Source organism: Pseudomonas sp. BS-2016 (assembly GCF_001806145.1).
GTDB classification, from domain to species: Bacteria; Pseudomonadota; Gammaproteobacteria; order Pseudomonadales; family Pseudomonadaceae; genus Aquipseudomonas; species Aquipseudomonas lundensis.
Genome location: NZ_MLCT01000009.1, coordinates 65,274 through 79,588, shown reverse-complemented (window position 1 = coordinate 79,588; position 14,315 = coordinate 65,274). Strand labels below are relative to the sequence as shown.

At 59.9% G+C, this 14,315-nt stretch carries 11 protein-coding genes; 6 read left to right on the top strand and 5 right to left on the bottom strand.

Translation table 11 applies throughout. From position 1 onward, the window contains the following. Positions 1 to 59: 59 nt before the first annotated feature. The 4 genes from pabB to BKD70_RS01050 form a co-directional block, all read right to left on the bottom strand. Entirely contained in the window at positions 60 to 1,403 is a 1,344-nt protein-coding gene (pabB, locus tag BKD70_RS01065) for an aminodeoxychorismate synthase component I (RefSeq protein WP_047276451.1), read from the bottom strand. A 115-nt stretch (positions 1,404 to 1,518) separates the two neighbouring features. Continuing rightward, entirely contained in the window at positions 1,519 to 2,502 is a 984-nt protein-coding gene (locus BKD70_RS01060; RefSeq protein WP_047276327.1) for an alpha-L-glutamate ligase-like protein, read from the bottom strand. Next, a complete protein-coding gene (locus BKD70_RS01055; protein ID WP_047276325.1) occupies positions 2,502 to 4,034 on the bottom strand; it encodes an inactive transglutaminase family protein in 1,533 nt (510 codons plus the stop codon). Before BKD70_RS01055 ends, BKD70_RS01060 begins: the two co-directional genes overlap by 1 nt. Positions 4,035 to 4,039: 5 nt before the next feature. Beyond that, positions 4,040 to 4,576, bottom strand: coding sequence for an ATP-dependent zinc protease (locus tag BKD70_RS01050; RefSeq protein WP_047276323.1), 537 nt, complete (start codon positions 4,574 to 4,576; stop codon positions 4,040 to 4,042). Positions 4,577 to 4,858: 282 nt separating this feature from the next. Here BKD70_RS01050 and BKD70_RS01045 point away from each other — a divergent pair, with 282 nt between their 5' ends. From BKD70_RS01045 to prpD, 6 genes are all read left to right on the top strand, one after another. After that, a complete protein-coding gene (locus tag BKD70_RS01045; protein WP_047276322.1) occupies positions 4,859 to 5,581 on the top strand; it encodes a GntR family transcriptional regulator in 723 nt (240 codons plus the stop codon). Continuing rightward, positions 5,578 to 6,465 carry a methylisocitrate lyase gene (gene prpB / locus BKD70_RS01040; RefSeq protein WP_047276320.1) on the top strand — a complete coding sequence of 296 codons (888 nt, stop codon included), beginning with the start codon at positions 5,578 to 5,580 and terminating at the stop codon, positions 6,463 to 6,465. Before BKD70_RS01045 ends, prpB begins: the two co-directional genes overlap by 4 nt. 134 nt (positions 6,466 to 6,599) lie before the next feature. Further along, entirely contained in the window at positions 6,600 to 7,727 is a 1,128-nt protein-coding gene (gene prpC / locus BKD70_RS01035) for a 2-methylcitrate synthase (protein WP_047276319.1), read from the top strand. Positions 7,728 to 7,822: 95 nt separating this feature from the next. Beyond that, positions 7,823 to 10,414, top strand: coding sequence for a Fe/S-dependent 2-methylisocitrate dehydratase AcnD (acnD, locus tag BKD70_RS01030; protein WP_047276316.1), 2,592 nt, complete (start codon positions 7,823 to 7,825; stop codon positions 10,412 to 10,414). Between the two features lie 45 nt (positions 10,415 to 10,459). Next, the gene (prpF, locus tag BKD70_RS01025; RefSeq protein ID WP_047276314.1) at positions 10,460 to 11,650 is read left to right on the top strand and encodes a 2-methylaconitate cis-trans isomerase PrpF; all 1,191 of its coding nucleotides are present in this window, start codon (positions 10,460 to 10,462) and stop codon (positions 11,648 to 11,650) included. Between the two features lie 164 nt (positions 11,651 to 11,814). Next, the gene (prpD, locus tag BKD70_RS01020) at positions 11,815 to 13,299 is read left to right on the top strand and encodes a 2-methylcitrate dehydratase (RefSeq protein WP_047276313.1); all 1,485 of its coding nucleotides are present in this window, start codon (positions 11,815 to 11,817) and stop codon (positions 13,297 to 13,299) included. Positions 13,300 to 13,385: 86 nt separating this feature from the next. Here the strand turns inward: prpD and BKD70_RS01015 are convergent, their stop codons facing one another. After that, entirely contained in the window at positions 13,386 to 14,204 is an 819-nt protein-coding gene (locus BKD70_RS01015; RefSeq protein WP_047276310.1) for a pyruvate, water dikinase regulatory protein, read from the bottom strand. Between the last annotated feature and the right edge of the window lie 111 nt (positions 14,205 to 14,315).

Below are 14,315 nucleotides of genomic sequence, written 5' to 3'. Positions count from 1 at the left end.
TCCTACAGTAAATGGCGCTGGGCGCTCTCTAGTGGCGCGATGTTAGCAAATACCGCGCGCTACAGGGTTTGCAGCGTATCGAGCAGCACCTTCACTTTCGTGATGGATTCCTGGTATTCGGCTTCCCAGTCCGAGTCCGCGACAATGCCGCCTCCGCCCCAGCAACTGACCCGCCCGTCTTTGATCAACAGGCTGCGAATGGCGATAGAACTGTCCATCTCGCCGCGAACGTCGAGGTACAGCAGTGAACCGCAGTAAATGCTGCGCCGGGTGGGTTCCAGCTCGTCGATGATTTGCATGGCGCGGATCTTCGGTGCGCCGGTGATCGAGCCGCCCGGAAAACTGTCGCCGATCAGGTCCAGCGCGTCTTTATCCGTCGCGAGCTCGCCCGTGACACTGCTCACCAGGTGATGCACGTTAGGGTAGCTTTCGAGGCTGAACAGCTCCGGTACGCGGACCGAACCTGTGCGGCAGGTGCGGCCGAGGTCGTTGCGCAGCAGGTCGACAATCATCAGGTTCTCAGCGCGATCTTTTGGGCTGGCAAGCAATTGGGCGGCGTTGGCGGCATCTTCTGCGTTGTCTTTGCCCCGTGGACGGGTGCCTTTGATCGGACGGGTTTCGACCTGGCGCGTGCTGACCCGCACAAAGCGCTCTGGCGAGAGGCTGACAATCGCGCCCTCTGCGGGCAGTGTCATGAAGCCTGAAAACGGGGTCGGGCAAGCCGCACGCAGCGCGCAATACGCGGTCCATGCATCGCCATGGCAGTGGGCGCTGAAGCGCTGGGTGTAATTGACCTGATAGCAGTCGCCAGCCTGAATGTACTGCTGCACCTGCGCCAGGGCCTGCGCGTACTGCTGGGCGCTGATATCCGGCTGCATCGGTTGTTTCAGGCTGAAAGGTGCCGCGGTTGCGGGCTCAAGCGCACTGAACAGCTCAATCAGGCGCAGGCGTTCGCGGGTTTCCAGGGTGGGATGAAACACCAATTGACTGGTTGCGCGTTGGTGATCGCTGATCAACGCCCACGGGTACAGGCCCAGGCGTGCATCCGGCAGTTGCAAGTCGTCCTGCGCCTGCGCGGGGAGCTGTTCGAGCTGGCGGCCGAAGTCGTAGCTCAAGTAACCGATCAGTCCGCCAGCAAACGGCAGTTCGTACTGCGCCGGCAACTGCGCCTGGCCCAGCGCCTGAAGCTGTTTGCGCAAACGCTGCAAAAACGCGCGCCCCGGTTCTTCTGGCTGGCGTTGCAGTGTGTGCAAGGGCCAGGCGCTCATGATGTCGTAACGGCCACGGTCAGCGTCGGGTCGGCCGCTGTCCAGCAGTACCGCGCCGGGGGCGTGGCGCAAGGCAGCAAAGTAATCGGCCGGGTTGGCGAGGTAAGGCAGTGGATGAACGGAGCAGGTCAACATGCGCAGCAAATCAGCCATCGAAGCGGGGAGGGGATTGTAGGCCTGTGTCGGCGGGTAAATCCATGAAACCGTTCAGGAGCGAGCAGGCCTTGGGTGGCCAACTCGCTCCTGCGGGTCAGGCGTTAAGGGGGATGTGCCCGAACATTTCCTGAGCAAAACGGACCCGCTCTTCAACGGTTTCCTTGATGCCTTTTGCGGCCAGCGCTTCAACGTGCGCTTCGACGGCGTGGGTGCGCAGGGTCAGGCCGCAGTCGTTGGCGATCTGGATGTTCAGGCCCGGACGGGCGTTCAGCTCCAGGATCAAGGGGCCCTTGTCCTGGTCCAGCACCATGTCCACGCCGATATACCCCAGGCCGCACAATTCATAGCAGCCCGCGGCGAGCTTCATGAAACCGTCCCAGTAGGGCAGTTGCACCCCGTCCACCGCGTTGGTGGTGTCGGGGTGTTTGCTGATGATGTTGTTCAGCCAGGTGCCGCGCAAGGTCAGGCCGGTTGCCAGGTCGACACCGACGCCGATAGCGCCCTGGTGAAGGTTGGCCTTGCCGCCGGATTGACGGGTCGGCAAACGCAGCATCGCCATCACCGGGTAGCCCATCAGCACAATGATGCGGATGTCCGGCACGCCTTCGTAGCTGATGCTTTTGAAAATCTGGTCGGGGGTGACGCGGTACTCGATCAGGGCACGGTCGCGGTGCCCGCCGAGGGAATACAGGCCGGTCAGAATGCTGGAGATCTGATGCTCGATTTCTTCATGGCTGATGATCTTGCCCGAAACGGTGCGAAAGCGGTCTTCGAAGCGGTCGGCGATCACCAGAATGCCATCACCGCCCGCGCCTTGCGCGGGCTTGATCACGAAGTCGCTGCGCCCGCCGATGATCTCGTCGAGCTTTTCGATTTCTTTCTCGGTGGAAATCACGCCATACATCTCCGGCACGTGAATGCCAGCCTTGATGGCGCGTTCCTTGGTGATGATCTTGTCATCCACGATCGGATACAGGCTGCGTTTGTTGTACTTGAGTACGTAGTCCGCATTGCGCCGATTGATGCCCATGATGCCCCTGGCTTCCAGGGCCTTCCAGGTCTTCCAGAAGCCAAACATCAGGAATCTGCCTTCAAAAAGGCTTTGAAACGGACCAGTTCAGTCAGGCGATAGCCGCGATAGCGACCCATGGCCAGCATGAAGCCCACGAGAATCAGCAGGACTGCCGGGAAAGTGAACACGAAGTACACCAGCTCCGGAATGCTCATCACCAAGTACGCCAGGGTCGCCGCGAACAGGGTGCCGATGGCGACCTTCATCGCATGCCCTGCGCCTCGCTCCTCCCAAGTGATCGACAGGCGTTCGATGGTCATGGTCAGAATCACCATCGGGAACAGGGCCACCGAGAGTCCGCGTTCAAGGCCTAGCTTGTGGCTGAACAGGCTGATGGCGGCAATCAGTATCACCACGAACGTCAGTACCACGGACAGGCGCGGCAGCATCTGCAGCTTCAAGTGCTCTAAATAGGAGCGCAACATCAGCCCGAGCGCTGTGATCACCGTGAACAGGATGATGCCGAACCCCAATTGTGTTTCACGGAACGCCAGTGCAATCAGTACCGGGGTGAACGTGCCCAGTGTTTGCAGTCCGATCAGGTTGCGCAACACCAGAATCACCAGCACGCCAATCGGGATCATCACCATGATCATGAAGGTTTGCTGGGTTTGCAGCGGCAGGCCGTACAGCGAGTATTCGAGGAAGTTGGCGTCAGTGTTTTCGTCGGTCAGTTTGGCCAGACGAATGGCGTTCATTTCGCTGTTGTTCAGGCTGAACGTGACGTTGGCTTTTTTACCGCCATCGACGCTGATCATCGGCTCGTCGCCGGTCCACCACAGCAGACGGTCGGACGGCAGGCCCTGTTCGCCGGTTTCGGGGTTGAAGTACAGCCAGTCGTTACCGTTGAAGCTGCGCAACCACAGCTCCGGGGTTTGCGGCTGATCGGCCACCAGGCGGATGGTGTGGACTTTTTCCAGCGGCACGTGGGCAATCGACAGCAAAAGCTCGATGATTTGTGCCTTGTGCGGCGTCGACGGATCGCCCGCCAGCAGCAGTTTGACGTTGTCGTCGTTGGGGTTGTTCACCCGCTTGATGGTTTCGCTGATGAAGGTTTCAACGTCGGCCGAGTGCTGGCGAATCGGGGCCAGCAAGGCTTCGGCGGCGATTTTTTCCGGCCCTTCGACCGCGATGCTGTCACGGAATACCGGGCCTTTGGCCTTGGTTTTGTCGCCGGTGTAACGCTTGGTCAAGACCAGACGGTAGTAAAGGGTTTGCTTGCCGCTGACGCGACGGGCTGACCAGGTGACTTTACGGTTGCCGTCAACCCGGTTGACGCTCACCCCGTAATTGTTGGAGATGAAGCTTTCATTGAGGCTGACGTAGTCGCGGTTCAATGGCGGTACGAACATCTGGATCTTGACCGGATCCTTGGAGCTGGCGACGAATTCGACTTTTGCGTCGATGTTCCACAGGTCATCCGTTGCGTCTTCGGTCACCGGGATACCGACGACGAAAATCTGGTAGGCCGTAATCGAAATGCCCAGCACCACAAGGATGGTAATCAAGACTTTCAGGTGAAAGGTAAGAGCGCGCATTTCAATTACTCTGCGGTTTGAGCGATGGCGGCGCAGGCAGGTTTGCCAGCAGCGTATTTAAGGCTTGGGTCGACCAGCGCATCGAAGCGCTTGAGCGCTTCGGAGCCAATCAACAGCGGGTATTGGAACGCACTTCGGTCGGTCAAGTTCACTTCGATGGTGCGTAAAGCTTTACCCATACAGATTTCCAGGGAAATAACCGGGCGCAACGTGTAGTTCTTGTCCGACTCGGGGTCGTAATCCCCGGAGCGGCGCTTGATCTTGCTGACCCGTGCCAGCGGACGCTCGATGGGGTGCGAGTGGGCATCGTCAATGGCCAGATAAAAGCGTACCCAGCTCTCGCCGTCGCGTTTGAAGCGTTTGATATCGCGGGCACTCAGCGAGGCGGTTTTGGCGCCGGTGTCGAGTTTGGCGGCCACTTGCAGGTTGATACCTGCCAGTTCAGCGTACTCATTAAGGCCGTATACGGTTTTTTCGGCGCCCAGGCTCAGGCCCGGCAAGGCCAGCAGGCAAAGACATATAAATAAGGAGGGAAATTTCATAAATCCGGGGGCAGTCTCTTGCAATCTTCAGTTCAAGGCGACTGGCAATACAGCGCAAGCGTCCTCGTGCGGCTGCCCTGTTAATTGGGCAAGGCTGATGCGGTCGGCATTCTAGCATGATGGTTTTATGACGCCAGCGCCCAGACCGTTCCGATCATGGCCTGCGTCTGTCGATTCAACCAAGGTCGTATCCGATGATTGTCGACAATCTCCATTTATCCTTTGACTGTAAGGCCTGAAATGGCTAGTTTTGGCACTATTGATTTTCAAGGTGTCGACAATATGCTGGATTCGCTCGAAGGTGCCGTGCTGGCTCAAGATGACTCGGAAACCCTGTCCGAGAACGTCTTCAGGCGTATTCAGGCCGCCATCGTCAAAGGCGATATCGCGCCGGGCAGCAAAATCTCCGAGCCGGAACTGGCGCGCACCTACGGCATCAGCCGCGGGCCGCTGCGCGAGGCGATCCACCGCCTTGAAGGCCAGCGCCTGCTGGTGCGGGTGCCGCATGTCGGGGCGCGGGTCGTGTCCTTGAGCCATGCCGAGCTGATTGAACTCTACGAAATTCGCGAGTCCCTTGAAGGCATGGCCTGCCGTCTGGCGGCTGAACGCATGAGCGATGAGGACATCGCGGAGCTGCGTCGGGTGCTCGAAACCCACGAGCGCGATGCCGCGTTCCAGGCGGGCGTGGGCTATTACCAGCAGGAAGGCGACTTCGATTTTCATTACAAGATTATTCAGGGCAGCGGTAATCGCACCCTGACCCAGATGCTCTGCGGTGAGTTGTATCAATTGGTGCGCATGTACCGCATCCAGTTCTCCACCACCCCGAATCGCCCGCACCAGGCATTCGCCGAGCACCACCGGATTCTCGATGCCATTGCCGATCGCGACGGCGAACTGGCCGAGTTATTGATGCGTCGCCACATCGGCGCGTCCAAACGCAATATTGCGCGTCACTACCAAGACAGCGCCCAGCAGACAGCCACTCCACGAGGTGAGTCATGAGCAATAAAAACAGTCCAGGCCAACGTTTCCGTGATGCAGTCGCCAATGAACACCCACTGCAAGTGGTGGGCGCGATTAACGCCAACCACGCCTTGCTGGCCAAGCGCGCCGGGTTCAAGGCGATCTACTTGTCCGGTGGCGGGGTGGCGGCGGGTTCGCTGGGCGTGCCGGACCTGGGCATCACCGGCCTGGATGACGTACTGACCGATGTGCGCCGCATCACGGACGTCTGCGACCTGCCACTGCTGGTGGATGTCGACACGGGCTTCGGTTCTTCGGCGTTCAACGTGGCGCGTACCGTCAAGTCGATGATCAAGTTTGGCGCTGCCGCCATTCACATTGAAGATCAGGTGGGTGCCAAGCGGTGCGGCCATCGTCCGAACAAGGAAATCGTCTCGCAACAAGAGATGGTTGATCGCATCAAGGCCGCCGTGGATGCGCGCACCGATGACAGCTTTGTGATCATGGCGCGTACCGATGCGCTGGCGGTTGAGGGGCTGGAGTCCGCGCTGGAGCGTGCCGCTGCCTGCGTCGAAGCGGGCGCCGACATGGTGTTCCCGGAAGCCATTACCGAGCTTGAGATGTACAAGCTGTTCGCCAGCCGCGTCAAAGCGCCGATTCTGGCCAACATCACTGAATTCGGCGCCACCCCGCTGTACACCGTGGATCAACTGCGTGAAGCCGATGTGTCGCTGGTCCTGTACCCGCTGTCGGCCTTCCGCGCCATGAACAAGGCCGCGGAAAACGTCTATGGCGCGATTCGTCGCGACGGCACTCAGCAAAACGTCATCGACACCATGCAAACCCGTATGGAACTGTACGACGCCATCGATTACCACGTGTTCGAACAGAAGCTCGATGCGCTGTTTGCCAGCAAAAAGTAACGCCGCTTGAAACCGGATTGACCTGACGCCTGTGATGGTTGTCGAGCCTCGCGGGGCTCGACACGCAAGACGGGTGTAAAAAAATTTATAAGTTCTTGCCGAATCCCTAACAAATTCAAGATTGGAGAAGCGCAATGGCCGAAGCAAAAGTATTGAGTGGTGCCGGATTACGCGGCCAGGTGGCCGGGCAAACGGCGCTGTCGACCGTAGGCCAGGAAGGCGCCGGGCTCACCTATCGTGGTTATGACGTGCGTGAGCTGGCCGCCCAGGCGCGCTTTGAAGAAGTGGCTTACCTGTTGTTGTACGGCGAGTTGCCGACCCAGGCCGAGCTGGAGGCCTACACAGGCAAGCTCAAAACCCTGCGCGATTTGCCGCAAGCGCTGAAGGAAGTTCTGGAGCGTATCCCGGCCGATGCCCACCCGATGGACGTGATGCGCACGGGATGCTCGTTCCTGGGCAACCTTGAGCCGGAACAGGACTTCAGCGAGCAGCGCGACAAGACAGACCGCCTGCTGGCGGCCTTCCCGGCGATCATGTGCTACTGGTATCGCTTCAGCCACGACGGCGTGCGCATCGATTGCGTGACGGACGAAGCGTCGATTGGCGGCCATTTCCTGCACCTGTTGCATGACAAAAAGCCAAGCGACTTGCACGTCAACGTCATGAACGTGTCGCTGATTCTGTATGCCGAGCACGAATTCAACGCCTCGACCTTCACTGCCCGCGTTTGCGCTTCCACGCTGTCCGATCTGTTTTCGTGCATCACGGCAGCCATCGGTTCGTTGCGTGGCCCGTTGCACGGTGGGGCCAACGAAGCGGCGATGGAAATGATCGAGCGCTTCAGCTCGGCCGACGAAGCCATCAAAGGCACCCTCGGCATGCTCGAACGCAAAGACAAGATCATGGGCTTTGGTCACGCCATCTATAAAGACAGCGACCCGCGCAATGAAGTGATCAAGGGCTGGGCGAAAAAGCTGGCGGACGAAGTGGGGGACACCGTGCTGTTCCCGGTGTCCGAAGCCATCGACAAGACCATGTGGGAGCAAAAGAAGCTGTTCCCCAATGCCGACTTCTACCATGCCTCGGCGTACCACTTCATGGGCATTCCAACCAAGCTGTTCACCCCGATCTTCGTCTGCTCCCGCCTGACCGGCTGGGCCGCGCACGTGTTCGAGCAGCGCGCCAACAATCGCATCATTCGCCCGAGCGCCGAGTACATCGGCGTCGAACAGCGCAAGTTCGTGCCAATCGAACGTCGCTGACCGCAAGGCCGCCCACCCGCCCACAGGCGCGTGACTTGCGCCTGACGGCGCCGCGTGTGGCGGCCCCGACCTAACCGTGATCGAGTCCCATGCCAATGAACACTGAATTTCGCAAAACACTTCCGGGCACCCGGCTGGATTATTTCGACACCCGCGCGGCGGTCGATGCGATCAAGCCCGGCGCTTATGACACGCTGCCGTACACTTCCCGCGTACTGGCCGAAAACCTGGTGCGTCGCTGCGATCCGGCGACCCTCAATGCTTCGCTGAGCCAGTTGATCGAACGCAAGCGTGACCTCGACTTCCCGTGGTTCCCGGCCCGCGTGGTGTGCCACGACATTCTCGGCCAGACCGCGCTGGTTGACCTGGCTGGCCTGCGTGATGCCATCGCCCAACAAGGCGGCGACCCGGCGCAAGTTAACCCGGTGGTGCCGACCCAACTGATCGTTGACCATTCGCTGGCAGTGGAATGCGGCGGTTATGACCCTGAGGCGTTCGAAAAGAACCGCGCCATCGAGGACCGCCGTAACGAAGACCGTTTCCACTTCATTGAATGGACCAAAAAAGCCTTCAAAAACGTCGACGTGATCCCGCCGGGCAACGGCATCATGCACCAGATCAACCTGGAGAAAATGTCGCCGGTGATTCAGGTGCGTGACGGCGTGGCGTTCCCTGATACCTGCGTCGGCACCGACAGCCACACGCCCCACGTCGACTCGCTGGGGGTGATTGCGATTGGCGTTGGCGGGCTGGAAGCCGAAAGCGTGATGCTGGGCCGTGCGTCCTGGATGCGGTTGCCCGAGATCGTTGGCGTTGAGCTGACCGGTAAATTACAGCCGGGCATCACGGCGACGGACATGGTGCTGGCCCTCACTGAGTTCCTGCGCAAGCAAAAAGTGGTCGGCGCCTGGCTGGAGTTCTTCGGTGAAGGGGCCGCGGCGCTGACCTTGGGCGACCGCGCAACGATTTCCAACATGGCCCCGGAATATGGCGCCACGGCGGCGATGTTCTATATCGACCGGCAAACCATCGACTACCTCAAGCTGACCGGGCGCGAGGACCAACAGGTGCAGTTGGTGGAAACCTACGCCAAGGTCAGCGGCCTGTGGGCTGACAGCCTCAAAGACGCGCAATACGAGCGCCGTTTGAGCTTTGACCTGTCCAGCGTCGTGCGCAACATGGCGGGCCCGAGCAACCCGCACGCCCGGGTGGCTACCAGCGATCTGGCCGCCAAAGGCATCGCTGGCCAATGGGACGACGTGCCGGGGCAAATGCCGGATGGCGCGGTCATCATCGCGGCCATTACCAGTTGCACCAATACCAGCAACCCGCGCAACGTGATCGCGGCAGGCCTGATTGCCCGTAACGCCAACCGCCTGGGACTGACCCGTAAACCGTGGGTCAAATCGTCGCTGGCGCCGGGCTCGAAAACCGTCGCCTTGTACCTGGACGAAGCCGGGCTGACCGATGAACTGGAGCAGTTGGGCTTTGGTGTCGTGGCGTTTGCCTGCACCACGTGCAACGGCATGTCGGGTGCGCTGGACCCGCACATCCAGCAGGAGATCATCGACCGTGACCTGTACGCCACGGCCGTGCTGTCGGGTAACCGTAACTTCGACGGGCGTATTCATCCTTACGCCAAGCAAGCGTTTCTCGCCTCGCCACCCTTGGTGGTTGCCTACGCGATAGCGGGCACCATCCGTTTTGACATCGAGAAAGATGTGTTGGGACGGGACGCCAACGGCACTGAAATCCGCCTCAAAGACATCTGGCCGAGCGACGAAGAAATCGACGCGGTGGTCAAGTCGGCGGTCAAGCCGGAGCAGTTCCGTCAGGTCTACATCCCCATGTTCGCGATTCACGAAGACACCGGCCCGAAAGTCGAGCCGCTGTATGACTGGCGCCCGCAAAGCACCTACATTCGCCGCCCGCCTTACTGGGAAGGCGCACTGGCCGGCGCGCGTCCACTCAAGGGCATGCGCCCGCTGGCGGTGCTGCCCGACAACATCACCACTGACCACTTGTCGCCGTCCAACGCGATCATGCTCGACAGCGCGGCCGGTGAGTACCTGGCGAAAATGGGCCTGCCGGAAGTTGACTTCAACTCCTACGCGACCCACCGCGGTGACCACCTGACTGCGCAGCGTGCCACCTTTGCCAACCCGAAACTGTTCAATGAAATGGTGATGGAGGACGGCAAGGTCAAACAGGGCTCACTGACGCGGCTGGAGCCTGAAGGCAAGGTGATGCGCATGTGGGAAGCCATTGAGACGTACATGGAGCGCAAGCAGCCGCTGATCATTGTCGCCGGTGCCGATTACGGCCAGGGTTCTTCCCGCGACTGGGCGGCCAAGGGCGTGCGGCTGGCGGGCGTGGAAGCCATCGTCGCCGAGGGTTTCGAGCGCATCCACCGCACTAACCTGGTGGGCATGGGCGTTCTGCCGCTTGAGTTTCTGCCGGGCACCAACCGCAAAACCCTGGCGCTGGACGGCAGCGAGATCTACGACGTGATGGGGGAGCGGACCCCGCGTGCCACGCTGACGCTGGTCATCACGCGCAAGAACGGCGAGCGCATCGAAGTGCCTGTAACGTGCCGTCTGGACACGGCTGAAGAAGTCTCGATCTATGAAGCGGGCGGCGTGTTGCAGCGTTTCGCGCAAGACTTCCTGGAATCGGCCACCGCGTAATCACAGCGCCGGGGCGCCTCGCCCCGGCCTAAACAGGACTGTGTCATGGCTTATGCAGCGCAAATAAAAATCCCGGCGACGTATATGCGGGGCGGTACCAGTAAAGGTGTGTTTTTCAGTCTGCTCGACTTGCCCGCGATCGCGCAGGTGCCGGGCGCGGCCCGTGATGCCTTGTTGCTGCGGGTCATTGGCAGCCCGGACCCTTACGAAAAACAAATCGACGGCATGGGCGCCGCGACGTCCAGTACCAGCAAAACGGTGATTGTGAGCAAGAGCCTGCGACCGGATCACGACGTCGACTATTTGTTTGGTCAGGTCGCCATCGACAAACCGTTCGTGGACTGGAGCGGCAACTGCGGCAACCTGTCGGCCGCCGTCGGCTCCTTTGCCATCAGCAGCGGCCTGGTGGACGCGTCACGCATTCCGCAGAACGGCACTGCCGTAGTGCGAATCTGGCAAGCCAATATCGGGAAAACCATCATTGCCCATGTCCCCATCACGGACTCAGCCGTGCAGGAAACGGGCGATTTTGAGCTGGATGGCGTTACGTTTCCGGCCGCCGAAGTGCAGTTGGAGTTCCTTGATCCGGCGGCGGATGAAGACGGCGCCGGTGGCTCCATGTTCCCCACCGGGCATGTGGTCGATGAGCTTGACGTGCCCGGCGTCGGCACCCTGAACGTGACTATGATCAATGCTGGCATTCCCACTATTTTCGTCAATGCCCGCGACATTGGTTACAGCGGCACGGAACTGCAAAGCGACATCAACAGTGATGCCAAGGCCCTGGCCATGTTTGAAACCATCCGGGCCTATGGGGCGCTGCGCATGGGGCTGATCGGCTCTGTGGAAGAGGCCGCCAAACGCCAGCACACCCCGAAAGTCGCCTTTGTAGCGGCACCTGCGGATTACGTGTCGTCCAGCGGCAAAGCGGTCAAGGTGCAGGATGTGGATCTGCTGGTGCGGGCGCTGTCGATGGGTAAATTGCACCACGCCATGATGGGCACGGCAGCCGTTGCGATTGGCACCGCGGCCGCCATTCCCGGCACGTTGGTGAACCTGGCGGCTGGCGGCGAAACCCGTGATGCCGTGCGTTTTGGCCACCCTTCAGGGACGTTGCGCGTCGGCGCACAGGCGCAGCAGGTCAACGGCGAATGGACCGTCACCAAAGCCATCATGAGCCGCAGCGCGCGGGTGCTGATGGAAGGCTGGGTACGAGTGCCGGGCGATTCCTTTTGACCGTGTGAACCCTTTTCCCTCATCCCGCCCTTTTCCGTCAGGTGAAGGGCGGGGGTGACGGGCCAAGGTGCAAAGGCACTATTGAGCGGGCACTTGAGACCTGCACCATCACGATAAACCTGAGGATGGAACACACCACTCACTGACTGTTCTGGAGACACCCCATGAGCGCCAATGTCGACCTCAATATCCGTCCCGACTATGACCAGGTTTTGCAGGACATTGCCGATTACGTCCTTAATTACCGCATCACGTCGCCCGAAGCCCTGAACACAGCCCGTTACTGCCTGATGGATACGTTGGGATGCGGTTTGCTGGCCCTGCGTTTTCCGGAGTGCACCAAGCACCTCGGGCCGCTGGTCGAAGGCACCGTGGTGCCATTCGGTGCGCGAGTGCCCGGTACGTCCTACCGGCTCGATCCCGTAAAAGCGGCGTGGGACATCGGTTGCTGCGTGCGTTGGCTGGATTACAACGACACCTGGCTGGCTGCGGAGTGGGGGCATCCTTCGGACAATCTCGGCGGGATTCTGGCGGTGGCCGATCACCTCTCACAGCAGCGCGTGGCCAAGGGGCAAACGCCCCTGACGGTGCGCGACGTGCTCGACGCAATGATCATGGCGCATGAGATTCAGGGCGTGATCGCGCTGGAAAACTCGTTCAACCGAGTCGGCCTCGACCATGTGTTATTGGTGAAAGTCGCCTCGACGGCCGTGTGCGCCAAGCTGATGGGGGCGGGTCGCGAACAGCTGTTGTCAGCGCTGTCGCACGCATTTGTGGACGGTCAGGCCTTGCGCACCTATCGCCACGCGCCCAATGCAGGCTCGCGCAAATCGTGGGCGGCGGGGGATGCCACCAGCCGTGGAGTGCGTCTGGCCGACATCGCGCTGCGGGGAGAAATGGGCATTCCGGGGGCTCTCACAGCGCCGCAATGGGGCTTTTATGATGTGCTCTTCAGCCATACCAATAAGGATTTGGCCCTCAAACCTGAAGGCCAGCGCGCGTTCACGCTGGCGCAGCCGTATGGCACTTATGTGATGGAAAACGTGCTGTTCAAGGTCAGTTTTCCGGCGGAATTTCATGCGCAAACCGCCTGCGAAGCTGCCGTCACCTTGCATCCGCAGGTCAGGGATCGGCTGCATGAGATCGAGAAAATCGTCATTACCACCCACGAATCGGCGATCCGGATCATTTCCAAGCAGGGCAAACTCGCCAATGCGGCAGATCGCGATCATTGCCTGCAATACATGACCGCCGTGCCCCTGGCGTTTGGCAATCTGGTGGCTGAACAGTACGAGGACGATTTCCATGCGGCGCATCCGATCATTGATGAGCTGCGGGAGAAGATGCACATCGTCGAAGACCCACGTTTTACCCGGGAGTATCTGGAGGCCGACAAGCGGTCGATTGCCAACGCCATACAGGTCTTTTTCACTGATGGTTCCAGCACGCAACAAGTGGTCGTGGAGTACCCGATAGGCCATCGTCGGCGCCGGGCGCAAGGCATTGTGCTGCTGGAAGAGAAGTTCAGGCATAACCTGGCGACGCGTTTTACAGGGCAGCGTTGCGCGCAGATTGTTGAACTGTGCAACAACCAGGCACGGCTTGAGTCGACGCCGGTCAATGAGTTTGTCGAGAAGTGGGTGATCTAAACCCGCCTTTGTCATCACTGCAACAGGCTGCACTCGGGGCTCATCCGCTTGCGTAGTGCAGCCGGTGGCAGTGCGACAGGCGAGGTTTATTTGAAGCGGCGTTCCACGCCTTTCTCGACCAGGATCTTGGCCGAGATTTCCTCCACGGAAAAATGCGTGGAGTTGATGTGCGGGATGTTTTCGCGTTTGAACAGGTTTTCGACCTCGCGCACTTCGAATTCACATTGGGCAAAGCTGGAGTAGCGGCTGTTGGGTTTGCGCTCGTTGCGGATCGCGGTCAGGCGGTCAGGGTCGATGGTCAGGCCAAACAGCTTGTGTTTGTGCTCGCGCAAGGCAGCGGGCAGTTTCAGGCTTTCCATGTCGTCTTCGGTCAGCGGGTAGTTGGCCGCGCGGATGCCGAACTGCATGGCCATGTACAGGCAGGTCGGGGTTTTACCGCAGCGCGAGACGCCGACCAGAATCAAGTCGGCCTTGTCGTATTTGTGGGTGCGGGCGCCGTCGTCGTTGTCGAGGGCGAAGTTCACCGCCTCGATACGCTCCATGTAGTTGGAGTTGTGGCCGATGGAGTGCGACTTGCCTACCGAGTAGGAGGAATGTTCGGCCAGCTCTTGCTCCAGCGGGGCGAGGAAGCTGGAGAAAATATCGATCATGAAGCCATTGGAGGTCGCGAGGATTTCACGAATGTCCTGATTGACGATGGTGTCGAAGATGATGGGGCGAACGCCGTCTTTTTCGGCGGCGTTATCGATTTGTTGTACCATTGCCCGCGCTTTTTCTGCGCTGTCTATATAAGGCCGCGTGAACTTGCTAAAGGTCACATTTTCGAATTGGGCCAACAAACTCTGGCCGAGGGTTTCGGCGGTGATGCCGGTGCCATCGGAGATAAAGAAAGCAGATCGTTTCATTTGCGCCTTGGGCCTTAAGCTGGTGACGATTCTTGGATATGATAGGCGCGATTTTGTCGGCCTCAGTGTCAGGCAGTGTCACTTATTTTCCAGGTCCAGGCCACATTCGCT

Coding starts and splice junctions, on each gene's coding strand:
- BKD70_RS01045 (WP_047276322.1), top strand. CDS start 4,859: ATGCTGGATTCGCTCGAAGGTGCCGTGCTGGCTCAAGATGACTCGGAA.
- prpC (WP_047276319.1), top strand. CDS start 6,600: ATGGCCGAAGCAAAAGTATTGAGTGGTGCCGGATTACGCGGCCAGGTG.
- pabB (WP_047276451.1), bottom strand. CDS start 1,403: ATGTTGACCTGCTCCGTTCATCCACTGCCTTACCTCGCCAACCCGGCC.
- BKD70_RS01050 (WP_047276323.1), bottom strand. CDS start 4,576: ATGAAATTTCCCTCCTTATTTATATGTCTTTGCCTGCTGGCCTTGCCG.
- prpB (WP_047276320.1), top strand. CDS start 5,578: ATGAGCAATAAAAACAGTCCAGGCCAACGTTTCCGTGATGCAGTCGCC.
- BKD70_RS01055 (WP_047276325.1), bottom strand. CDS start 4,034: ATGCGCGCTCTTACCTTTCACCTGAAAGTCTTGATTACCATCCTTGTG.
- BKD70_RS01060 (WP_047276327.1), bottom strand. CDS start 2,502: ATGTTTGGCTTCTGGAAGACCTGGAAGGCCCTGGAAGCCAGGGGCATC.
- prpD (WP_047276313.1), top strand. CDS start 11,815: ATGAGCGCCAATGTCGACCTCAATATCCGTCCCGACTATGACCAGGTT.
- acnD (WP_047276316.1), top strand. CDS start 7,823: ATGAACACTGAATTTCGCAAAACACTTCCGGGCACCCGGCTGGATTAT.
- prpF (WP_047276314.1), top strand. CDS start 10,460: ATGGCTTATGCAGCGCAAATAAAAATCCCGGCGACGTATATGCGGGGC.
- BKD70_RS01015 (WP_047276310.1), bottom strand. CDS start 14,204: ATGAAACGATCTGCTTTCTTTATCTCCGATGGCACCGGCATCACCGCC.